Raw genomic sequence first — 22,665 nt, 5'->3', positions numbered from 1 at the left:
ACATTACCCGTCCGATAATCAGAATAGACAGATTTTATAGATTATTTAGATAGGAGAATTACATATGCGCCTTCCCATCACACGCCGTCTTTTCATCGGTCTCATTCTATTACCTGCGCTTACGTTAGGTGTCTCAACCTGGTTCTCATACAACCAGACAAGTCAAACTGTTGAAAATCTTGTCGATTCAACGTCTCAAACGGCATTAAAGCAACTCGAGCAATCCTTCTCGCGGATCATCGACGATACAAAAAAAGATACGTCTTTACTCGCCGGACTCCCGTTCACGCGGGCGAGTGGCTCACTGCCGAACTATACTGATCCAAAAGACCTTCCTGATCTGACGGACGAACCGTCTCAAAAAGCAAAAGACATTTACAGCGTCCTCGAAAAATACGGTTCATCGAAAATCGAAAATTCTTTTCTCCAATACGCTGATACGTCAGGCGGCTATTTGAACTGGCCGAAGCAAGACGTCCCTGCCGGCTATGATCCACGAAGCGACCTTTGGTATAAACAAGCACTTGAAAATTCAAGTACGGTCGCCATGAGCGAACCGTATTATGACGAAGCGACGAAACTATCCATCATCAGTTTCTCAAAAGCGACACTTGATGATCAAGCAAACATCAAGGGTGTCTTGTCCGTCTATAAAAGCATCAACCGCCTCTCAGAAGACATGAAGCGAATCGAAATCGGACAGGAAGGTTTCGTATTCAGCTATACAAAAGACGGAAAAGTCGTCACGCACCCGAATAAAAATTACTTCTTTAAAAGTCTCGACCAACTCCGTGAAGAAGGAAAGTCTTATTTCAGTGCACCGAAACAGATGATTGACCAAGAATCCGGTTCCGCCATCATGGATGTTGCGGGGAAAAAATCAGTCGTCATCTGGCAACTCTCTTCTAAAACAGGTTTCAAGCTAGCAGTCGTACTAGATTATGCGTCTCTGTATGCTCCTAAAGATGCCATGCTCGAACAGTCGCTCATCAACTTTGTCGTCGCGATTGCGCTAGCGACATTGATTGCCTGGTTAATTGGACGCTCAATCAACCGTCCCCTCTCGACACTTCGGACGGAAGCCCTCGCGATTGCAAGCGGTGATTTACGGACGACAAAACGTCCAAAACGCTTTATTCGCGATGAACTTTCTGACCTCAATGAGAATTTCGATGCGATGCGTCAAAAGTTGCGTCAAACGATTACGGCCATGACACAATCAGCCGGAACCGTTCGTGATGCGTCACAGGACTTATCAGCAAATGCGACCCACGTCCAAAATGCGTCACAACAAATCGGTCAAACGATGGAAGAAATTGCAGCCGCCGGTGAAACGCAAACGAAACAGGCGGAACGATCTTCGCATGCCGTTTACGGTGTCAAGGAACGCTCCGTCGCGATGCAACAAGCGGCCGCTACGACGTTGTCTGAAGTCGCATCCGTCGCCGATGCCGCAACGCGCGGTAGCTCACTGACGAAACAAACGATTACCGACTTACTACAACACTCCGATTCACTCGAACAGGAAATTCAGAACACGTCCGAATTCCTCGGTAAACGTTCAGGCGAAATCGGAAAGATTCTCGGGACGCTTCAAGCAATTTCAAGCCAGACGAATCTCCTGGCTTTGAATGCCGCCATCGAAGCGGCGCGTGTCGGTGAACAAGGTCGAGGTTTTGCCGTCGTCGCAAGTGAAGTCCGGAAGCTTGCAGAGGAAAGCGATCATTCTGCAAAACAAATTAAACAGCTCCTCGATAATATTCAAAAAGAGACGCACACCGCGATGAGTGCGATGAACCATGTCATGGATGACTTGAAAATTTCCCTTGAGTCCGTCAAAACGACAGGCGTCGACTTCGAACAGATCGCCGGTTCCGTCCATCATGTCTCACAACGGACTGAATCGCTAACCGGTGATATCAGCGCTTTGACGACTGCGACAGAAGAAGTGTCTGACGCGATGGGAACCATTCTCGCGTTGACAGAAGAGAACGCAGCCGGTATCGAAACGAGTGCCGCAAGTATCCAGGAAACGAATGCGACAATCGAAGCCGTCACGACGGCAGCGACGCACTTGGCTCATATCGCAAGTGAACTTCATCAATTGACGTTCGACTTCCAATTAGACGATACACTGCCACCTGAAGAAAGAACCGAAGCTGACGAACTGCCTCATGCCGATGCGTCTGATGAAGTTGCAGACGAAGCAGCCGTGACCGAATTGGAACAGACAAGCGATAGCGACTTGTTTGAACTCGATGCTGAAGAAGTGCTCGATGATTCGACTAATCAGCAGGAATCAGACAATCGTTGATAAGCCTTATTAAAAAAGGAACCTGCCACGCGCAGGTTCCTTCTTTTCGTTCCTCCCTATACAATTTCTTGTACACCCCTTAGACTAGACTTAATGATTTCTACCGAGAGGAGTAGACCCATGAAGCCGCTACAAACAGACGATTTAATCCAGATTGCTGAAAGTATTTATGGGACGACCGGTTTTTTTGTATCGTACCAATCACATGAAAACGATTCACTTCATGTACGACCAACCGCGCCTGTCCATCCCGATCAATTGACGCTTGAAGCCGAGTGGCCGACTGCTGAATCGGTCCCACTCCTCTACACGCTAAAAGATGGAACGGCGTATTTATTCATTGCCGTCGCAGATCAAGGGCAATACCGAATTGGTCCCGTCCTGTTACAATCCGCCTTGTTTCGCGCGCATATTCAGGATGAGTCTTATCACCAATTTTATAAATCGTTACCTCGGACGACTGAAAATCGATTAATCGACTGCGCTCACCTCGTCTATCGGTTATTGAACGGACGACAGCTCCCGTCCCGCGCAATCCGGACGGAGTCTGAAATCGTCGAAGAAGAAATCCCGCTCGTCGCAGACGTACCTGCCCATACAGGAACGACAGCCTACCGCAAAGCTTGGCAACGCGAACAGCAAATCATCGACTGGATTTCCTCCGGTCAAAGCGAGCGCTTGGCGACGACTTATTCCTTACCTGCTTATGGTGAATTCGGCTCGCTCGCACGCCATCAACCACTTCGGGCAGAAAAGAATCTCCTACTTGGAACGGTCCTGCTCAGCGCACGTGCTGCCATTATCGGTGGACTTGAACCGGACGAAGCCTTCTCACTCAGCGACCGGATGATTGATTCGATTGAAGCAGCAAACAGTATCTCTGAACTTCGTAATCGTCACGTCCGGATTACTGTCAGTTTTGCAGAAGCCGTCAAGCAAATCCAAGAGTTACGACACTCGCCACACGTCTTAGCTGCCATCCGTTACATTCAACAGCATCTTTACGATCCGTTGTCCGTCTCTTCAATCAGTCATGCGATTCACGTCTCCTCCAATTACCTATCCGTCCTGTTCAAGGACGAAACTGGTCTACCGCTTGCCCGGTATGTCATCCGGGAGCGAATCCGGGAGGCGAAACGCTTGCTCCGTTCGTCTGATGATTCGTTGCTGACGATATCAAACAAACTGCATTTTTCGAGCCAAAGTCACTTCAGTCAAGCGTTTAAACAGACGACTGGTGAGACACCCACCCATTATCGACAACGGCACTACCTGTAAAACGCAGCTGACGATTTAGTTTTTTTAACCGACAACAGGACCCCTCCGTTTACACGAAGGGGTCCTGTTTTTTGAATCGCCTGATTTAGTTAAAAGGACGAGTCGAACTCTTTTTTTAGAAGATCGATCGGCGCTGCATAGCCGATTGGACCACACAATAAATTTTCTCCGATCCACATACTTAAATCCATCATATGCACTTGTTCTGTCGGTAAAAAGTCCTCAAGCTTCCACGAAATACTAATGATGGCATCATTCAATTGTCCGATGATACTTCGATCATGTGTCTTCGAGTACTGGACGTCACCGCACCGTTCCAGATAACGATCCACGACCGCATTAGAAAATCCTTCTGCTAAAAATGTGTCCTTGATTGCCTTCAAGGCAATGACATCAAATTGTTTGAATTCTTTCATTTTCATGCCGTAGAAGACGATACTATATCTTGTTTTGTTATTCATCAAGACAACACATTTTCTTCGATCAAACGTGAACACATTCGCATGCCATTCATAAAAAGAACCTGCGTGAGTTGTCTCATACGGAGTTAAGTTGATTTTCATCGCATCTGCTAGTTTTTTTGTACATTCGATCAGCATGCTCCAACCCCGCTTTTCCTTTAGTTAGAAAGTTGCTCTTACATTTTTACGAAAAGAGCTACACTCTCGACGTGTGTCGTATGCGGGAACATATCGACAGGTGTGACTTCCATCAGCTTGTAACCAAGTTCAGCAAGCAACTTCGCGTCACGTGCTTGAGTTGACGCGTTACATGAGACATAGACGATTCGTTTTGGTGCCACTTCAGCCGCAGCACGCAGGAATTCTTCGTCACAGCCTTTACGCGGCGGGTCAACGACGATGACGTCCGGTTTGATTCCAGCTTTGACGAGTGCCGGCATGACGGATTCAGCCGTTCCATACTCGAATGATACGTTGTCGATACCGTTCGCAGCTGCGTTGCGACGTGCGTCGTCGATTGCTTGAGGAACCATTTCAATCCCGTAGACATGTTTCGCTTGTTGTGCAAGTGATAATGAAATCGAGCCGATACCGCAATACGCGTCGACGACGATTTCTTCACCTGTCAATTGTGCATACTCCAGTGCTTTACCGTATAGTTTCTCCGTTTGCAACGGATTGACTTGGAAGAATGAATGTGGCGAGATTTCATACGTCAATCCGGCGATTTGATCGCGGATGACAGCTGGTCCGTGCAGGACGATGTTCTTTTTCCCTAAGATGACGTTCGTATCCTCTGGGTTGATGTTGTGTTGAATCGATGTCACGTTCGGGACGGCTTTTAAGATGCCGGCGACGATTTTATCGATACCACGCAATTGTTTGACCTTCGTCACGAGGACGATCATCAATTCATTCGTATGGTACCCGTGACGTGCCATGATGTGACGGATGACACCCGTTTGTTTCTTTTCATCGTAAGCTGGGACTTTTAAGTCAGCGAGGACTTTACGGACCGCTTGGATTGCTTCATCATTTTCCTTGTTTTGAATCAAGCAGTAATCCATATCGATGATGCGGTGGCTCCGTTTTTGGTAAAAACCGGCCATCAACTTGTTCGACTGGAAAGCGACCGGGACTTGTGCTTTATTGCGGTAGCCCCATGGATCTTCCATCCCGATTGTTTCATGGACCGGAATTTCGAGTCCTGCGAGGCGGGCAAATGCATCACGAACACGGTTGTGCTTAAAGACGAGTTCTGCATCATATGATAAGTGTTGCAGTTGGCAGCCCCCACATTGGTTGTAGACAGGACATGGCGGCTCGACACGGTCAACACTCTTCGTCTTTTGACGGATAATTCGTCCGAAACCATATGATTTCGTTGTTTTCGTAATTCTGATTTTGACTTGTTCCGTCGGTAAAGCTCCTGGAATGAAGACCGTATAACCATCGATTCGTGCGACACCTGAACCGTCGTGCGTCAAATCAACGATATCGACGACGTGCTCGTCATTTTTTTGTACTGGGATCATAATTGGGTTCCTCCTAGAAAACCCCGCGCCTTACGCGAGGTTTGTTTCTGTTTCTTGTAGTTGTGTATTAATCAGTTCCATCTCATCGATCCGGAACTTCGGTGTCATGACATCGAAATGCGACTGTAAATTCGTCATCTCCCCTTCACAGGTGCCACCGAACTCACCGTCGATGTTCAAGCTCATCTCAGAAGTATTTTTCATCCGGACGAATGAAGTCGTGACATGCTCGACACAAGGATCCGAGAAGTGATCCCCTTTTAAGGCGAGACGCATGACGCGAATCAGTTCGACAAGATTACATTTTTTTAAGATGAATAAATCAAACCGTCCATCATTGAGTGACGCATTCGGAGATAGCTTCTCAAAGCCACCAACGGAGTTCGTATTCGAAGTCAAAAACAACATGACTTCGCCTTTGAACGTCCCTTTTTCATGTTCGAGTTCGACATACGTCGGACGGATTTGTGGTAGCTTCTCCATCCCTTTGACGTAATAAGCGAGTTGTCCGAGTGCCGTTTTGAGTTTTGACGGAACCTCGTAAGACAACTCCGTCATGATGCCGCCACCTGCGATGTTGATGAAATAATGAACACCCGTCGTTCCTTCAATCTTCCCAATGTCGACAGGCATCGTATAGCCGGTGCAGATGACATCCATCGCGCCTTCAATCGTCAACGGAATCCGCATCGCTCGTCCAAAATCATTCGTCGTCCCGACAGGCAAGACACCCAGTTTAGGGCGAACCTTGTAGGCAGCCATGCCACTGATGACTTCGTTTAACGTTCCATCTCCACCCGCAGCCACGACGAGGTCAAATTCAGCTTCACAGGCCCGTGCTGCTTCATGTGTTGCGTCACCGACCGCTTTCGTCGAATAGACGGAAGTCTCATAACCCGCTGCTTCAAGCCGGTCTAAGATATACGGCAGATTTCGCTTTACCATCTCTTTCCCGGAAGTCGGGTTATAAATCACTCGCGCTCTAGGTCTCATAAGTTTTTCTCCTTTTTAATCAACCGGTCCATTTGATACATAACTGTTTTATTTTACATGAAGTTTTGCTACATTACAAAGCCGAAAAAAAAGATGTTCCCGTTCTCCGCCTGATTACGAGACGAAAAATGGGGACATCTACTACGATTTAAAGGATTATTTTAATTTTTCGAGTTCTTCATGGAAGAGTTGATCGAGGAGGGCCGGATTCGCCATCCCTTTCGTTTTCTTCATGATTTGACCGATGACGAAACCTTTTTTCCGGTCTCGTCCACCCACGAGTTCTTCGACGACAGCCGGATTTGCTTCGAACATCTCGACGATCAGTCCTCGTAAGAGACCCTCGTCAGAAATTTGAGCGAGTCCTTGTTCTTCGACATACTGACGCGGTTCGACACCCTGTTCGATCGTCGCCGCGAAAACTTGTTTCGCGATTTTCGAAGAAATCGTTCCACCGGCAATTAATTCGATCATCTCGGCGAGACGTGCCGGTGTCAGTTTGATTGTTTCGAACGTTTCACTCGACTTGTTCAAGTGTCCTTGTACTTCACCGACTGTCCAGTTCGCTGCCGCTTTCGGTTCTGCACCGGCAGCAATCGTCGCTTCGAAGTACTCAGCCATCTCGCGTGTGACGGTTAATTGTTTCGCGTCATACGCGGATAAACCGAGCGTTTCTTGATAGCGGACACGACGTGCATCCGGAAGTTCCGGAATCGCGGCACGAATCGCTTCTTTCCAGTCTTCGTCGAGGACGAGCTTGACGAGATCCGGTTCTGGGAAGTACCGGTAATCGGACGCGCCTTCTTTCACACGCATCAAGACAGTCTGTTTTTTCGCTTCGTCAAACCGAAGTGTTTCTTGACGCATGACGCCACCCGCTAACAAGAGTTTACGGTGACGGTCTTCTTCGAATTCGAGTCCTTTTAAGACGTTCCCGAACGAGTTGAGGTTCTTCAATTCGGTTTTTGTTCCGAACTTCTCTTGCCCGTAAGGACGGACTGAGATGTTACAGTCGCACCGTAACGAACCCTCTTCCATCTTCACGTCCGAGACGCCTGCGTATTGCAGGACTTCTTTCAAACGTTCGAGGTAGGCGACCGCTTCTTTTGGTGAACGCATGTCGGCTTCACTGACGATTTCAATCAAAGGTGCGCCCGTCCGGTTAAAGTCGACGACAGAATGATTAGCACCCGTATGGTTCATCTTCCCGGCATCTTCTTCTAAGTGGACCCGTTCAATCCGGAAGCGTTTTGTTTCACCGTCGACTTCCGCATCGATGAATCCATCAAACCCGATTGGCTGATCGAATTGTGAGATTTGGTAGGCTTTCGGCGTATCCGGATAGAAGTAATTCTTCCGGTCGAATTTTGTTTGATCGGCGACGTGGCAGTTGAGCGCCATTGCCGCACGAACCGCGAGTTCGACTGCTTTTTCATTGACCATCGGAAGTACGCCCGGGTGTCCGAGACAAATCGGACAGGTTTTCGTATTTGTTTCCGCACCGTACTCACGGGCACAGCCACAAAACATTTTTGTATTTGTATTTAGTTCGGCGTGGACCTCGATGCCGATAACCGTTTCAAAGTTCATAACGCACTCTCCTTATAACTTCGGAAGCGCGAATCCGCCCGTTGCAAGCTCGAAAGCATGCGCCGCACGATAGATCGTCGCCTCGTCAAAGTGTTTTCCGATGATTTGTAGACCGACTGGTAATCCGTCGACGAGACCTGCCGGGACCGAAATCGCCGGAACACCCGCTAAGTTGATTGGAATCGTCAAGATATCATTCGCATACATCGTGACAGGATCATCGTTTTGCGCACTGAGTTCGAATGCAGGTGTAGGTGCCGTCGGTCCGATGATGACATCATAGTTCGCGAGGACGTCATCAAAATCTTTTTTAATCAATGTCCGCGCTTGTTGCGCTTTTTTATAATACGCGTCGTAATAACCTGAACTTAACGCATACGTTCCAAGCATGATGCGGCGTTTTACTTCGTCGCCGAATCCTTGGGCACGTGAATACTTGAAGACATCTTCGAGCGCATCTGCTTCAGCACGGACACCGTAACGGATTCCGTCAAAGCGGGCTAAGTTCGATGAGGCTTCCGATGAAGCGAGTAAGTAATACGTCGCAAGCGCGTACTTCGAGTTCGGAAGGGAGACTTCGTCGACCGTCGCTCCGAGGGACTCGAGTTTTTTGATGGCTGCACGAATGTTGTCTTTCACAGATTCACTGACACCTTCGCCGAAGTATTCTTTTGGAACGGCGATTTTCAAGCCTTTGATATCACCTGTTAGTGCTTTCGTATAATCAATCCGGTCGACGTTCGCTGACGTCGAATCCATGTCACAATGCCCAGCAATCGCGCTAAGCAAATAGGCGTTGTCTTCGACCGTCCGTGTCAATGGTCCGATTTGGTCGAGTGATGACGCGAATGCGACGAGACCGAAACGTGAAACGAGACCATACGTTGGTTTTAAACCGACGACACCACAATAGGCAGCCGGCTGACGGATCGAACCACCTGTATCAGAACCGAGACTGAACAAGACTTCTCCTGCCGCAACAGCAGCAGCTGAGCCACCTGAAGATCCACCTGGAACGTGTTTTGTGTTCCATGGGTTACGGACCGGTTTGTACGCTGAATTCTCATTGGAAGACCCCATCGCGAATTCATCCATGTTCAGTTTACCGATCGTGATGGCACCTGCTTCATGTAAGCGTTCGACGACAGTCGCGTCGTGGGCGGGGACGAAGTTCTCGAGGAATTTCGAGCCGCATGTCGTCGTCATTCCCTTCGTGACGATATTATCTTTCACACCGATTGGTAAGCCGAACAATGGGTTTGCTTCATGTTTTGCGAGCTCATCCATCCGTTTTGCTTGTTCGAATGCGTCTTCATTCAAGGACAAAAAGGCGCCGACCTTCCCGTCAACACGATCGATTTGATCAAACGATTCTTGAACGAGATCCGATACTTTCACTTCGCCATCCTTGACGAGTGTATGCAGTTTTTTGACACCATGCTCAAAAAGTGACATCTCTGTGGTCTCCTCCTTATTCGAACACTGCTGGGACGCGGACTTGTCCGGCTTCCCAATCAGGTGCGAGTCGTTCTACTTCCGTGCGCGGAAGCGATGGACGTACTTCGTCTTTTCGTAAGACGTTCTTTAAATCAAGGACATGCGTCGTAGGTTCGACACCTGTCGTATCAAGTTCATTTAATTGCTCAGCAAAACCGAGAATTTTTTCGAGCTGAACCGTAAATTGTTGTACTTCTTCATCTGTCACGGCAAGGCGTGCCAAATGCGCCACGTGGCGGACTTGCTCTTCATTAATATTTGCCATGTCATTCCACCTCCGGAACTTTTGCAGTATATTTTACACTATTTCTAATCATAGCACTTTTTAGTCAGACAAAAAAGACGATGGTGCATCGGGGGGAGGTCCGCACCATCGTCTTTATAGGGGTAGCAAAGCTTTCGGGCGGAAAGCTTCTAGTAATTCATTACCCGTGCGACTGTTTTACAAAACAAAATAACAGAATATTCAAACTAAAAGATCAACCAGTAAATAGACATTGAAGATGATGACGATCGTCACGATACTCCAGGCAAGGAGTTTCATCTTCATCCCGTTCTTGAAGTCACCCATGATTCGCCCACTCGACGTTGCCCGAATCAATGGAATCAGCGCGAACGGAATCCCGAACGATAAGGCGACCTGACTCCAGATTAAAGCACGCGTCGGATCAAATCCCGATAACAACAATACAATGGCTGGTGCCATCGTGATGCTCCGACGAAGGAAAATCGGAATCTCAATCTTTAGGAACCCACGCATAATCGCATCGCCGGACATCGTCCCGACACTTGATGATGCAAGACCGGAGACGAGTAAGGCGACCCCGAACAGGTAGGGTGCTGTTCCACCGAGCGATGTCCCGAGTCCTGAAAAAATACTTTCAAGTGTCGCTGCTTTTTGATCGGTTCCGAAGAAGACTGTCGCCGCGATGACGAGCATCGCCCCATTGACCGCCCCTGCGATTAACATCGCTGCCCAAATATCAAGTGTCTGAATCTTCATCAATCCTCGTTTATCCGCAATTTTCCCCATCCGGCGTTTCGTCAAATCCGAGTGCAAATAAATCGCGTGCGGCATGACCGTTGCCCCTAACATCCCGGCAGCAAGGACGATACTCGGTGTTCCCTCGAATCCGGGAATCAAGCCCCCTGCCATGTCCCGCACGTTCGGCTCGACCTGAATGACTTGGATCGCGAATGCAACGGCAATGACGAGGACCAGTCCAGCGATGACGGCTTCGAAATGGCGTAAGCCCTTCCGTTCAAAGCCGAGAATGACGAACGACGCGATGGCTGTTAACAGCGCAGCGATTTTCATATCAATATTAAATAACAAATGAAATCCGAGTGCGGCACCAACGAATTCCGCGAGATCCGTCGCCATGGCGACGAGTTCCGCCTGTGCCCAGTAAAACAGTCGGGCGACAGGTGATAACTCGTCCCGGATGACTTCCGCCAAGCTCATATTACTGACGAGTCCAAGTTTTGCTGACAACGTTTGGATGACGACCGCCATCAAGTTCGCTGCGACGATGATCCAAAGTAATAAAAATCCGTACTGGGCGCCGGCCGTCATGTTCGTCGCAAAGTTCCCCGGGTCGAGGTACGCGACGGCGGCAACAAAGGCCGGACCGATAAATTGTCTTTTTTTCAATCGTTCGACCGGTGCTACCGGTTGACTGACCATATTGAACACCTCTCTTTAGTTGCAAGTATACGCTTTTCTTTCCTTCAGGCAACATACATGCTTCACGGAAATACTTATTAACAAAGTAAACTGAATCATTCAGTCCTGAAATCAAGCCATCTACCATTCTTTTTGACCGCGCATTCTAACCACAAAAAAAATCGAAGTTCACATTCAAGTGAACTTCGATCAGATTGTAGACAAACGCTGATGAAGATTGAAGCTTATCTATTCGCATACTGTCTTACTGCGCTTCCCCGTCTTGACTCGTCTTCACGGCAATTCAAGACGAATTGCGCCCTAAACTGCCTGCATACCCGGCTTTCCGTCACGGTATCACCTAAAAAGCATCACGTTTCGTTGACTCCTACGGGAAAAGACGCTTGATTTCCCGATAGCACGTTGTCTACAGTCTGAGTTCAGTCCTTACATGACCTGCTGTTCACTCACACGATTTTCTGCTCTGGTTTGACACCTTTCAACTGCGCCTTTACTTCATCAAACTCACGGTAGACCGCTTCGCTTGGTTCAGCCGTCGCCAGACTGACGACAACGAGTGCAATCGTCGACGCGAGGAATGCAGGAATCATTTCATACATCTCCGAAATATAGAACGGTAAATCCTTCACGTACAGTTTGACTAAAATCCAGGCGATGACGACGACGGATCCCGTCAGCATCGAAGCGAGTGCTCCCGCTTTGTTCATCCGGCGCCACAGTAAGCTGAACAAGACGACCGGACCAAAAGCAGAACCGAATCCTGCCCACGCGTACCCGACGAGTGTCAAAATCGATTTTTGTGCGCCGAACGATAACGCAATGGCAAGTAAGGCAACTGCCAGCACCATGATACGACCGACGAGCATCAACTCTTTGTCTGAAGGCGTCCGCTTCATGAAGCGTTGATAAAAGTCATTGGTCGCAGCACTCGAAGAGACGAGTAGCTGTGTCGAAATCGTCGACATGATGGCAGCGAGTAACGCTGCGAGTAAGAGACCGGTAATGAAGCCCGGGAATAGATCACGCGAAAGCTGAATGAAGACGTTCTCCGGGTTGTTCAGCTCAATCGCCTGTTGCGTAAAGTACGCATAACCGAATAATCCTGTCACCATCGCGCCGATGATGGAGAAGGTCATCCAGACCATCCCAATCCGGCGGGCCGACTTCATTTCACTCAAGTTACGTATCGCCATGAAACGGACGATGATGTGCGGCTGACCAAAGTAGCCGAGTCCCCAAGCGAGTAAGGAGATGATGCCGATAATCGTCGTTCCTTTAAACAGTTCAAGTTTTGAACCATCCGTCGTCCGAATCGTCTCGAGCGTCTCATTGATCCCGCCGCTCAGTGAAAGGGCGACACCCGGAACGATCAAGAGCGCGATGACCATGATCATCCCTTGGACGACATCCGTCCAACTGACGGCGAGGAATCCGCCAAGGAACACGTAGGCGATGACGACACCGGCTAAAATCCAAAGACCCGTCGTGTACTCTAAACCGAAGACCGCTTCAAACAATCGGCCGCCGGCGACAAACCCGCTCGATGCGTACATTATAAAGAATATTAAGATAACTCCAGCTGAAACTGTACGCAACACACCACTTTTGTCATGGAATCGTTTTTCGAAATAGTCGGGAATCGTGATGGCGTCGCCCGCATGCGCGGTATACGCCCGCAGACGTGGCGCAACAAGCAACCAGTTTGCATAAGCTCCGAGCAATAGGCCGATCACGATCCATCCACTGGACAGACCAGTTGCAAACATCGCACCCGGCAATCCCATCAACAACCACCCGCTCATATCGCTTGCTCCGGCTGAGAGTGCAGTGACGACGGGCCCGATCGTACGTCCTCCAAGCATATAATCATTCATGTTTTTCGTCCGGTAATACGCCATCACGCCAAGCGTCACCATCAGACCGAGATACAGTAAAATCGCTAACCACATTCCGTTCATCCTTGCTCCCCCTTTTCTATGGTGTATAAAAAAAACGGATATGCAGGTCGCATACCCGTTTCATCTATTAAACACTAATTCAGAACATTTCTGAAGTCGTTTTTGCTTGCAAGTGGAGTGTTAAATAATCCGGTCCACCGGCTTTTGAATCCGTTCCCGACATGTTGAAGCCGCCAAACGGTTGGTACCCGACGATTGCACCTGTACAACCACGGTTGAAATAGAGGTTCCCGACATGGAAGTTCGCCCGTGCGTACTCTTGGTTTGTCCGGTCTTGTGTGATGACTGCCCCTGTCAAACCGTACTCCGTGTTGTTCGCGATCGCGATTGCTTCTTTAAAGTCTTTCGCTTTCGTGAATGCAACGACCGGTCCGAAGATTTCTTCTTGCATCAAACGATCCGTCGGTTGAACGTCGGCGACGACCGTCGGTGAAACGAAGAAACCGGTTGAATCGTCAGCCGTTCCGCCTGCTGCAATCCGTCCTTCTTGTTTTGCGATATCGAAGTACGACGTGATTTTTTTGAATGCCGCTGCATCGATGACAGGACCGACGTTGTTCGTCACGTCGACCGGGTTCCCGATGCTCAGTTTTGCTGTATTCGCAACAACTTTTTCGAGTAACTCGTCGTAGACGGAGTCGAGTGCGACGACACGTGAACACGCTGAACATTTTTGACCTGAGAAGCCGAATGCTGCTTTTGTGATCATGTCTGCCGCGTAATCAAGATCGGCTGACTCATCGATGACCATCGTGTCTTTTCCGCCCATCTCTGCGATGACACGTTTGAGCCAGATTTGACCGTCATTTAATTTCGAAGCACGTTCGTTAATCCGGAGACCGACATCACGTGAGCCTGTGAAGCTGATGAAACGTGTTTTCGGGTGGTCGACGAGGTAATCCCCGACTTCTGCCCCTGGTCCCGGGATGAAGTTCAAGACGCCAGCCGGAAGACCTGCCTGCTCCATGACTTCAACGAATTTAGCAGCGACGACTGGTGTCGTCGATGCCGGTTTCAAGAGAATCGGGTTTCCGGCGACGATTGCCGCAACCGCAGTCCCTGCCATGATCGCGAGTGGGAAGTTCCATGGTGAGATGATGACCCCGACACCGAGTGGGATGTAATCGTAACGGTTGTATTCACCCGGACGACTCTCGACTTTTTTGCCGTCTTTTAAGACGAGCATCTGACGTGCATAATATTCAAGGAAATCGATTGCTTCTGCTGTATCCGCATCTGCTTCGTTCCATGGTTTCCCAGCTTCTTTGACGAGGTACGCCGAGAATTCATGTTTGCGTTTACGGATGATGTTCGCCGCTTTGAACAGGACGTCCGCACGAACACTCGGATTGACGAATTTCCACGTTTCGAATGCTGTGACAGCTGCCTGCATCGCATCCTCTGCGTGTGCTTGTGTCGCTTTTGAGACACGTCCGACGATTTCTTCTTTGTTTGCCGGATTGACCGAAACGATTTTATCTTCCGTCGTCACATGTTTGCCCCCGATGACGAGCGGATAATCTTTTCCTAGCTCTTGCGATACGAGTGCAAGTGCCTCCTCGAACGCTTTCTTGTTCGCTTCTTGTGAGAAGTCCGTGAATGGTTCGTGTTTGTACGGAATCATCTCTATTCCCCCTTTATACATACTTTTAATCGCTTACATTCTCCATTGTACAGAAGCATGACGCCGCTTACAATTATTCTAGTCAAAAAAAATGAGCAGGCTACGTTCTCCCGCTCACGTTTCGCTCGAATTATTCAGTTGCTTGGGAAAAGACGATCTCTTCGTTTTGGATTGAGACCTTGACGTCCTGCTCCTGGAACAACCACTCATCTTGATCGGAGACGACGAAATGAATCCCGTCCACGACTTCTTCGACAGCTGCCCGTTCGACTTCTTCCATATGGACACCGACCGAAAATCCTTGTGTCAAATCCGTCGATCCGCCGTATTTCGCGAAAAAGCGAATCGTGTCGCCTTCCTTCGCTTCCATCTCATCTTTAAAGTATTGTAATGCTTCATCCGTTACGTGAATTTTCATGTTTTATCCACTCCCCTTTAGACTAGTGTACCTATTTCCTACTCAAAAAAGCGAATATCCTGTATGGTGAAGACAGTAAACACTTCATTCCATCATTCCTGTTGATTCTGATTTAGGAGGTCCTATATGAAACGATTAATCACAGCTCTACTATCAACGAGCATTCTGTTAGTCGGATGTGGGAACGATTCCACTTCCTCTACAGATACTGAATCCCCGAAGACGACGGAAACGAAACAAGTTGCGCAAGCCGATCAAGCCGTTCTTGATGTCTATCAAGCCTATCAAGATACGTTAGGGAAAACGGGATCAGCTGATGCAAAAGCACTCGCTAAGATTGAGTACACGGGTGAGTCCGAACCGTTACGCGCAGCAGCGATTGGTGCTAAAAACCTGAACGTCACGCCTGGCAAGGTCGTTAAAAGCTTCCAACAAGGCGACGTCGCCTATATCATCCATGAATTCAATGATGCGGATGGGTCCCCGCTCCCAAACCGTGCGTCGAAGTTATTCCTGAAAAAAGATGGGGAATGGAAAGCTGTCATCGCACCAACGACCTTTGAACCAGCCGTCTTCACGACGCTCGCTGAGATGTTTGATTCATTTAATGCAGACGAATACGGTGTCAATGCCAAAGCAGCAGAAGCCGTCGGGAACACACCGGAAGATGAACAGGATAAAGTGTTCACACGCGTCAATGCCCAAACCGACTATATGGCACTCGAGATGAACAGTAACATCTTAATGATTTACGGTATGGCACTCGGCAACGAAGGCAATCCCGAAGTATTAGTCGATTATTATTCCGATTACGCGGACTGGTATGTCGATGAACAAGATCTATTACTCAAAACTGCGAAGGCCGGAACAGACTATGAAAAATATTTAATCGCACTTGACCCATTAAAGGAAAGCTTACAAAAGAAATTCGGAAAATACGCTGATCAACTGAACATGGAACTAGGTTAAAGGAGGACTCTTTTATGAACGCACCGACATTTACGTTACCGAACGCTACAGGCGAAGACATTTCACTCGCCGATTATCGTGGTAAGAAAGTCATTCTCTACTTCTATCCGAAAGACTCGACACCGGGTTGTACGACGGAAGCCTGTGACTTCCGTGACGCGACGGACGCCTTCGCGGCTGAAAATACCGTCATCCTCGGGATCTCCGCTGACAGTCAAAAACGGCATCAAAACTTTATCTCAAAATATGAACTTCCGTTTCAACTTCTCTCTGATGTCGATCATACGGTCTGCGAACAGTATGGGGTCTGGCAACTCAAAAAGAACTACGGTAAGGAATATTATGGGATCGTCCGTTCAACGTTTTTAGTTGATGAGGCGGGTGAATTAATCCGAGAATGGCGGAGCGTTAAAGTTAAAGATCATGTTACTGAAGCCTTAAACTACGTAAAATCACTTGATTAAAAAGAAAAACACGCTACTGATGTAGCCTGTTTCAATGTAGACAAACTCTTATGAAGAGTAAATATGCTATAACGAGAGGCAAAGTTCGCGGTTCTAAACGATTCGAGACGGATTGCGCTCTAAACCGTCTCCATGCCCGGATTTCTGTCATGGTATTACCTAAAAAGCGTCACGTTTCGTTGACTCCTACGGGAAAAAGTGCATTTTTAACGCGACTTGCAGAGGCAGACAAGCCCCTGCTCGTTGTCCGTTAGGATCAAGGAGCAACGGCTTGCGCCTCGCCCGAGGAAAGCAACGAAAAAAGACGCTTTCATCTTCCGATATCACTTTGTCTACACGCTGACCACGTTACGGATGTAGCGTGTTTTTTAATTTTACAATTATTTTATCGCTACCAATTTTATCCTTTCAAAAATTTTTTTCACATAAAAAACCTTGGCATTACTCATATTTTTAATGTTTTTGAAATAATCTGAAAATATTCTATTGATTTTTCTGAATATTGTATTTATTATTAGAAACAAGTTGATCCGGTGCTTTCCTTCAACAAAAGTAAAAGGCGATGACCCCTCTTATTTTTTTTCATAGGACACCGGATCGCTCTAACTACCGGGTACTCATTTTATCATCATATATATTTATTCTTGGGAGGGAACTTATCATTATGAAGAAGAAAAAAACACTCGCACTCGTTGGTGCACTAACAATCGCAGGATCAAGCTTGGCAGCTTGTTCATCAACAGATGACTCGAAAGACACATCCGGCTCGAAAGACACTGCAAAATCAGATGACAAGCAAGTCTTGAATTTAACAAGCGGATCAGACATCCCGGCACTTAGCCCGACAGTCGCGACAGACTCTGTTTCTTTCACAGTTTTAAACAACGTTCAAGAAGGTCTCTTCCGTCTTGATGAAAACCAAGAGCCGACACCAGGTGTTGCAGAAAGTGTTGACGTCTCGGAAGATGGACTTACATACACATTCAAATTACGCGATTCAAAATGGTCTGACGGCAGCGATGTCACAGCAAAAGACTTCGAATATGCTTGGAAACGTGTCCTCGACCCTGATAGCGGTTCGCAATATGCTTATATCATGTATGTCATCGATGGAGCGGAAGGCTACAACACTGGTAAAGGGAAAGCGGAAGATGTCGGTGTTAAAGCAGTGGATGACAAGACACTCGAAGTTAAGTTGACACAACCTGCAGACTACTTCAAAGCCTTGACTGGATTCGGTTCATTCATGCCGCTTAAGCAGGAATTCGTCGAAGAAAAAGGTAAAGATTTCGCGAAAGATCCTGAAAACTTCCTTTACAACGGTCCATTCCAACTAACAGACTGGAAAACAGAAGTCGGTTGGTCGTACAAAAAGAACGATCAGTATTGGGATGCTGACGCAGTTAAACTTGAAGAAGTTAACTACAAAGTCGTTAAAGAAGTTTCAACGGCTGTCAACCTGTACGAAAAAGGCGACATCGATACAGTCGGTTTGACAAGCGAATTCGTCGATCAATATAAAGATGATGAAGATTTCCAAACACGTCTCGATGCATCAATGTACTATATCCAAATGAACTTCAAAAACGAATTGCTCAAAAATAAAGATATCCGTAAAGCGATCGACTCAGGATATGACAAAGAACAAATGGCGAAAGTCCTCTTAAACAACGGTTCAATCCCGGCATACTACTATGTCCCGCAAGAATTCGCAAATGGTCCGGACGGAAAAGACTTCCGCGACGGCAACGAAGGCTTCGGTTCATTCGATGCTTCATCTGCAAAAGCATCATTCGAGAAAGGTCTAAAAGCAGAAGGCAAAGACAAAGTTAAACTCGAGCTTCTCTCATATGATGATGACAACTCGAAAAAAATCTCTGAATACCTCAAAGGTGAATGGGAGAAAAACCTTCCTGGTCTTGAAGTAACAATCAAGCAGCAGCCATTCAAAAACAAATTAGATCTTGAATCGAAAGGTGAATTCGAACTTTCATTCGCTGGTTGGGGACCTGACTACCAGGATCCAATGACGTTCCTCGATATGTGGATGACTGGTGGACCGTACAACCGTGGTAAGTACTCAAGCGAAAAGTACGATTCACTCATCAAATCTGCAATGAAAGACGCGAATGCCGAAACACGCTGGCAGTCACTGAAGGATGCTGAAAAAGTCTTACTCGAAGACGATCAAGCAATCTCTGTCATGTACCAACGCGGTGCTTCCCTCTTACGTAAACCTTACGTTAAAGGAATCGTCAACCACAAAGTCGGAGCGGATACTTCGTTCAAATGGACATACATCGAAGGAAGATAAGCATACAAGATCTCTAAAGGCCAGCCTCGCTTTACGCGGGTCTGGTCTTTTTTTCCATATGGGGCGAATGTACTGTTTTTTAAATATTGATTAAAAAGTGGTAACATTCTGTTTTCATTTGTATTACTTCCATTTATACTTATGCAGAAGAAACTAAATTCACTTTTTTTTACAATAATTCGCGGTAATTCTTCAGATTTAATGAAAAAGTGCCGATACATTCTATATAGAGGACTTTTGCCTCAACACTACGATTATTTAGGAAGGAGGACTCATCTTTGAAGCAACGTGTACTGACGAGTCAACAAACATTCACAGAAGAACAAATCGAGATGATTGAAGCCATCCGTGCAGTCGGCGAACTGATTCAAGACCGGCCACGCCGGACGATCTACCGCCGCTATGCCGTTATACATGGTTGGCCATTACCTGAAAACATCATCCGTCAATTCGGTTCGTGGCCGGAAGCTTTATCTGCCGCAGGTTTTGAATGGCATATCGATCAGCAACCGGAAGAGCTGGAGCGGGCACCGAAATATACGAAAGATGAAATTCTGAATTCTTTCCACCGGTATGCGAAAGATGTCGGTTCGACGATTACCTTGAAGAAGTACCAAATTTGGCGGAAGTCGGTTCACCATGCACCGAGCCACTATCATATTGTGAAGATGTTTGGTTCTTGGCATGATGCCTGTACAGCAGCAGGACTCGAAGCAAGCGTCACGTATTCGAAAGCTGAGCTTGCGGCATCACTTCGACAAGCAATTGAAGAAGTCGGATTCTCATTGTCTTTTGAAGCTTACCGTGAGTGGGCGAAGCGAAACAACAAACCCTCTACAAAAGCATTGCTCCATCGCTATGGTTCATGGTCAGCCGCTATTCATGCGATCGAGAGTGAAATCCGTATGAGTAACCAACAAGCGCAATAATCAGTCTAGTGCATTCATTTTCTTCTTGTTTTATAGTTCACACGCTAAACAGACCAGTCGAAACCTCGACTGGTCTGTTTCATGTTTAATAGTAGTGGCCGATGCTTCCGTGAAAAGATGGAAGCATCGGCCACTTGATTTGATGTAGGACGAAAACGTCTGTCAAAAAGATTGTTTGGGCTACACTTATGAGTCAGCACCGTTATATTAAATCACTTTTTCTTTCCATTCTTGGTATGACGCAACGCGGTCACGCCCCTGGAATTTAGCCCCTACGTACATCGCACGGTCTGCATTTCGAATCAGGCTCGCAAGATCGCCTAACTCTTTCAGCGTATCGATTCCGATGCTTGCGGTGATTTCTAACGAATGACCGGATACTTCGATTGGATTGGCGTGTAGCGTCTCACGGATGCGCTCTGCAACGATTCGTGCCGATTCGATGTCCGTATTCGGTAATAACACGACGAACTCTTCTCCGCCGTACCGCGCGACAAGGTCTGTGATGCGTGTTGCCTGCATCAAGAGTTTAGCGACCTCGAACAATACAACATCTCCGATTTCGTGACCATGGGTATCATTGATTTTCTTGAAGTGATCCAAGTCAATCATCAATGCCGAGAACGGATACAAATCCTTTTGCTTGATTCGTCGATCGCCCCACTCTTGCAAGGCACGGTAGTTCGGTAATTTTGTCATGGCGTCTGTCCGGCTATCGATTAAAAGATGTTGTCGTTCTTGGGCCCGTTCAACGGCCCAGGATAACACACGCAATGCACGATACAGCTCATAACCAAAATCTGTCGTGAATTCACCACTTGCTTCCGATGCTAAAAATAACGAGCAATTGATGGTTTCCGTCGCTTCCGGTTTGATGAACAGAATCGATTGTGTTTCTTCAGGAAGACAATCGTAGAGGCGAATGTCCCACTCCTGTTGCATGCCGTAAAGGAGAACTTCCTCTTTTTCAATCAATTCTTCGATGATGATTCCTTCGACGTGATCCGCTTTTAATTTCCGTCCATCTTTCAGCGAATAATAGACTGTCTTTCCTTCTCCAAAATCAAACTTTATCCAGGCGATGTCAGGTTTAACGAATTGATTGAGTTGTTTTAAGTAGCGTTCGATGATGAACTGGGAATCCCCGTCCTGCCACGCTGCTTCTTTTAGACGCTCAATCTGTTCCCAGTGTTCAATCCGGTCACTCGCATGAACTGAACTGCCGAGCGCACGTTTGATGATGAATAATGCAAATGCCGTCATGACCAATGCACTGATTCCATTGTTTTGGGCCATCAAGGTACTAAAAACTCCAAATAACAGTTCTGCCGTAATGACGACTGCTTCAAATCGTAGCAACGGGATCATGACGCTGCTCGGGATATTCTCTCCGAGTAAGAAGTTCGACAATGTATATTGGAACAAAAGGACGACCCACATGATGACGACCATCGTCACGAGCGGTACGATATTCCCGATGAGTGAAAAATCCGGACCGTGTGTTCCACCGAGCGCATTGTAGGCTAAACCTGCCGGCAAAATCAATAAGAGTTCAAGCGTGACGTTGAATGGATAATTGTGCAGCATACGCCGTCGTCCGATTGCCGTATGAAATGAACGCAATTGGTAAATCAGCATCGTCAATTGTCCGACACAAATCGCTGATAACAATCCGTATGTTAAAAAGGTATACAGGACAAAACCAAAGTGGAACGTAAAACTCATATGTCTTCGACGAACCGGGTCGACGACAAAAATCGTCGATAACGCTACTACCAAAAAGAATGTAAAGTAATCGATGCTGAGGCTGTATCCGTCTGCTCTCGCGATAAGATCAATGACAATCACGACGATAAAGAACACGACCCAGCTTCGAAGGAGGTATTGTTGAAAACGACGCACGTTGAGTTCCCCTTCCTAAAAAATTTTTATTTTTTTAAGTGTACTGCATTGCACCTAAGAAAATCTTCAAACGCTCTTTTTCCTAGACAGATTTGTTACAATGTAAACAGAGGTGATGAATACATGAGTACTCAATTTACAAAGGAAGCCTTCGAAGCGTTTGAAATCGAAGGGTTAGAAAACCGGATGGAAGCGATCCGGGAACGGATACAACCTGTTTTTCGGCAGATCGGCGCTGAAGTCTCACCCGATTTGACAGTCAATCTCGCAGAGGATATGTATGTGCACATCGCACAACATGCAAGACGCAAGGTAAACCCGCCTAATGATACGTGGATGGCGTTTTCTCCAAACAAACGTGGTTATAAAAAACATCCGCATTTCCAAGTCGGACTCTTTGATGATCATTTGTTCATTTGGCTCGCTTATATCTACGAGCTTCCTAATAAACAACAATACGCGACGCAACTTCTCGAGCAACAAAATTTGTTACAGGACTTACCGGAGGACTTCGTCATTTCCTACGATCACATGAAAAAAGAAGCAGTTCGTGTGACTGATGCAAACCTTGAACAAGGATTAGTTCGTTTTCGTGATGTAAAAAAAGCTGAATTTTTAATCGGACGGCATGTTTCCGCCCAAAAAGTCAGCACAATGTCCCATGATGCATTACTTGAATTGATTCGAAATACCTACGACCATCTCGTGCCGGTCTATAAAAAGGTTAAATAA

At 47.1% G+C, this 22,665-nt stretch carries 18 protein-coding genes; 7 read left to right on the top strand and 11 right to left on the bottom strand.

Annotation, left to right across the window (positions count from 1 at the left end):
* The first annotated feature begins 64 nt into the window (after window positions 1–64).
* Entirely contained in the window at window positions 65–2,314 is a 2,250-nt protein-coding gene (locus KNQ02_RS00730) for a methyl-accepting chemotaxis protein (RefSeq protein WP_214768880.1), read from the top strand.
* A 120-nt stretch (window positions 2,315–2,434) separates the two neighbouring features.
* A complete protein-coding gene (locus KNQ02_RS00725; protein WP_214768883.1) occupies window positions 2,435–3,592 on the top strand; it encodes a helix-turn-helix domain-containing protein in 1,158 nt (385 codons plus the stop codon).
* An 89-nt stretch (window positions 3,593–3,681) separates the two neighbouring features.
* Here the strand turns inward: KNQ02_RS00725 and KNQ02_RS00720 are convergent, their stop codons facing one another.
* The 10 genes from KNQ02_RS00720 to KNQ02_RS00675 form a co-directional block, all read right to left on the bottom strand.
* Window positions 3,682–4,191, bottom strand: a complete 510-nt coding sequence (locus KNQ02_RS00720; RefSeq protein ID WP_214807168.1) for a DUF6933 domain-containing protein — start codon at window positions 4,189–4,191, stop codon at window positions 3,682–3,684.
* Window positions 4,192–4,229: 38 nt separating this feature from the next.
* Window positions 4,230–5,588: a 23S rRNA (uracil(1939)-C(5))-methyltransferase RlmD gene (gene rlmD / locus KNQ02_RS00715; RefSeq protein ID WP_029331518.1), complete on the bottom strand. Its 1,359-nt coding sequence runs from the start codon at window positions 5,586–5,588 to the stop codon at window positions 4,230–4,232.
* 30 nt (window positions 5,589–5,618) lie between these two features.
* Window positions 5,619–6,581: a diacylglycerol kinase gene (locus KNQ02_RS00710; protein WP_029331519.1), complete on the bottom strand. Its 963-nt coding sequence runs from the start codon at window positions 6,579–6,581 to the stop codon at window positions 5,619–5,621.
* A 156-nt stretch (window positions 6,582–6,737) separates the two neighbouring features.
* Complete coding sequence (gatB, locus tag KNQ02_RS00705) at window positions 6,738–8,171, bottom strand: Asp-tRNA(Asn)/Glu-tRNA(Gln) amidotransferase subunit GatB (protein ID WP_088837831.1); 1,434 nt, start codon at window positions 8,169–8,171, stop codon at window positions 6,738–6,740.
* A 12-nt stretch (window positions 8,172–8,183) separates the two neighbouring features.
* Complete coding sequence (gene gatA / locus KNQ02_RS00700; RefSeq protein ID WP_214807167.1) at window positions 8,184–9,626, bottom strand: Asp-tRNA(Asn)/Glu-tRNA(Gln) amidotransferase subunit GatA; 1,443 nt, start codon at window positions 9,624–9,626, stop codon at window positions 8,184–8,186.
* A 16-nt stretch (window positions 9,627–9,642) separates the two neighbouring features.
* Window positions 9,643–9,933, bottom strand: a complete 291-nt coding sequence (gene gatC, locus KNQ02_RS00695; RefSeq protein WP_088837833.1) for an Asp-tRNA(Asn)/Glu-tRNA(Gln) amidotransferase subunit GatC — start codon at window positions 9,931–9,933, stop codon at window positions 9,643–9,645.
* Window positions 9,934–10,134: 201 nt separating this feature from the next.
* Window positions 10,135–11,355 carry an Nramp family divalent metal transporter gene (locus tag KNQ02_RS00690; protein WP_088837834.1) on the bottom strand — a complete coding sequence of 407 codons (1,221 nt, stop codon included), beginning with the start codon at window positions 11,353–11,355 and terminating at the stop codon, window positions 10,135–10,137.
* Between the two features lie 446 nt (window positions 11,356–11,801).
* Window positions 11,802–13,313 (bottom strand): sodium/proline symporter PutP, encoded by a 1,512-nt coding sequence (putP, locus tag KNQ02_RS00685; protein WP_285800494.1) that lies wholly within the window; start codon window positions 13,311–13,313, stop codon window positions 11,802–11,804.
* 79 nt (window positions 13,314–13,392) lie between these two features.
* A complete protein-coding gene (gene pruA / locus KNQ02_RS00680; protein ID WP_029331525.1) occupies window positions 13,393–14,937 on the bottom strand; it encodes an L-glutamate gamma-semialdehyde dehydrogenase in 1,545 nt (514 codons plus the stop codon).
* A 130-nt stretch (window positions 14,938–15,067) separates the two neighbouring features.
* The gene (locus tag KNQ02_RS00675; protein ID WP_088837836.1) at window positions 15,068–15,355 is read right to left on the bottom strand and encodes a HesB/YadR/YfhF family protein; all 288 of its coding nucleotides are present in this window, start codon (window positions 15,353–15,355) and stop codon (window positions 15,068–15,070) included.
* A gap of 126 nt (window positions 15,356–15,481) precedes the next feature.
* Between KNQ02_RS00675 and KNQ02_RS00670 the strand changes: the two genes are divergently transcribed.
* From KNQ02_RS00670 to KNQ02_RS00655, 4 genes are all read left to right on the top strand, one after another.
* The gene (locus KNQ02_RS00670) at window positions 15,482–16,324 is read left to right on the top strand and encodes a hypothetical protein (protein ID WP_214807166.1); all 843 of its coding nucleotides are present in this window, start codon (window positions 15,482–15,484) and stop codon (window positions 16,322–16,324) included.
* A gap of 14 nt (window positions 16,325–16,338) precedes the next feature.
* A complete protein-coding gene (bcp, locus tag KNQ02_RS00665; protein ID WP_214807164.1) occupies window positions 16,339–16,788 on the top strand; it encodes a thioredoxin-dependent thiol peroxidase in 450 nt (149 codons plus the stop codon).
* A gap of 664 nt (window positions 16,789–17,452) precedes the next feature.
* Window positions 17,453–19,102 carry a peptide ABC transporter substrate-binding protein gene (locus KNQ02_RS00660; RefSeq protein ID WP_214807162.1) on the top strand — a complete coding sequence of 550 codons (1,650 nt, stop codon included), beginning with the start codon at window positions 17,453–17,455 and terminating at the stop codon, window positions 19,100–19,102.
* 278 nt (window positions 19,103–19,380) lie between these two features.
* Entirely contained in the window at window positions 19,381–20,031 is a 651-nt protein-coding gene (locus KNQ02_RS00655) for a homing endonuclease associated repeat-containing protein (RefSeq protein WP_088837840.1), read from the top strand.
* A gap of 207 nt (window positions 20,032–20,238) precedes the next feature.
* On the opposite strand, the gene KNQ02_RS15780 is transcribed toward KNQ02_RS00655, so the two are convergent.
* Entirely contained in the window at window positions 20,239–21,933 is a 1,695-nt protein-coding gene (locus KNQ02_RS15780) for a GGDEF domain-containing protein (protein ID WP_214807160.1), read from the bottom strand.
* A 123-nt stretch (window positions 21,934–22,056) separates the two neighbouring features.
* Between KNQ02_RS15780 and KNQ02_RS00645 the strand changes: the two genes are divergently transcribed.
* Window positions 22,057–22,665 carry a YktB family protein gene (locus KNQ02_RS00645; protein WP_029331532.1) on the top strand — a complete coding sequence of 203 codons (609 nt, stop codon included), beginning with the start codon at window positions 22,057–22,059 and terminating at the stop codon, window positions 22,663–22,665.

Source organism: Exiguobacterium sp. s102 (assembly GCF_018618635.1).
GTDB lineage: Bacteria > Bacillota > Bacilli > Exiguobacteriales > Exiguobacteriaceae > Exiguobacterium_A > Exiguobacterium_A oxidotolerans.
The sequence above is the reverse complement of the archived record's forward strand: the minus strand, read 5'-3'. Positions and strand labels throughout refer to the sequence as shown.

Bases quoted from the DNA above. Each gene is read 5' to 3' on its own strand.
- KNQ02_RS00730 (WP_214768880.1), top strand. From the start codon at position 65: ATGCGCCTTCCCATCACACGCCGTCTTTTCATCGGTCTCATTCTATTA.
- gatC (WP_088837833.1), bottom strand. From the start codon at position 9,933: ATGGCAAATATTAATGAAGAGCAAGTCCGCCACGTGGCGCATTTGGCA.
- bcp (WP_214807164.1), top strand. From the start codon at position 16,339: ATGAACGCACCGACATTTACGTTACCGAACGCTACAGGCGAAGACATT.
- KNQ02_RS00670 (WP_214807166.1), top strand. From the start codon at position 15,482: ATGAAACGATTAATCACAGCTCTACTATCAACGAGCATTCTGTTAGTC.
- gatA (WP_214807167.1), bottom strand. From the start codon at position 9,626: ATGTCACTTTTTGAGCATGGTGTCAAAAAACTGCATACACTCGTCAAG.
- KNQ02_RS00690 (WP_088837834.1), bottom strand. From the start codon at position 11,355: ATGGTCAGTCAACCGGTAGCACCGGTCGAACGATTGAAAAAAAGACAA.
- putP (WP_285800494.1), bottom strand. From the start codon at position 13,313: ATGAACGGAATGTGGTTAGCGATTTTACTGTATCTCGGTCTGATGGTG.
- KNQ02_RS00675 (WP_088837836.1), bottom strand. From the start codon at position 15,355: ATGAAAATTCACGTAACGGATGAAGCATTACAATACTTTAAAGATGAG.
- KNQ02_RS00710 (WP_029331519.1), bottom strand. From the start codon at position 6,581: ATGAGACCTAGAGCGCGAGTGATTTATAACCCGACTTCCGGGAAAGAG.
- KNQ02_RS00645 (WP_029331532.1), top strand. From the start codon at position 22,057: ATGAGTACTCAATTTACAAAGGAAGCCTTCGAAGCGTTTGAAATCGAA.
- KNQ02_RS00660 (WP_214807162.1), top strand. From the start codon at position 17,453: ATGAAGAAGAAAAAAACACTCGCACTCGTTGGTGCACTAACAATCGCA.
- rlmD (WP_029331518.1), bottom strand. From the start codon at position 5,588: ATGATCCCAGTACAAAAAAATGACGAGCACGTCGTCGATATCGTTGAT.
- gatB (WP_088837831.1), bottom strand. From the start codon at position 8,171: ATGAACTTTGAAACGGTTATCGGCATCGAGGTCCACGCCGAACTAAAT.
- pruA (WP_029331525.1), bottom strand. From the start codon at position 14,937: ATGATTCCGTACAAACACGAACCATTCACGGACTTCTCACAAGAAGCG.
- KNQ02_RS00720 (WP_214807168.1), bottom strand. From the start codon at position 4,191: ATGCTGATCGAATGTACAAAAAAACTAGCAGATGCGATGAAAATCAAC.
- KNQ02_RS00725 (WP_214768883.1), top strand. From the start codon at position 2,435: ATGAAGCCGCTACAAACAGACGATTTAATCCAGATTGCTGAAAGTATT.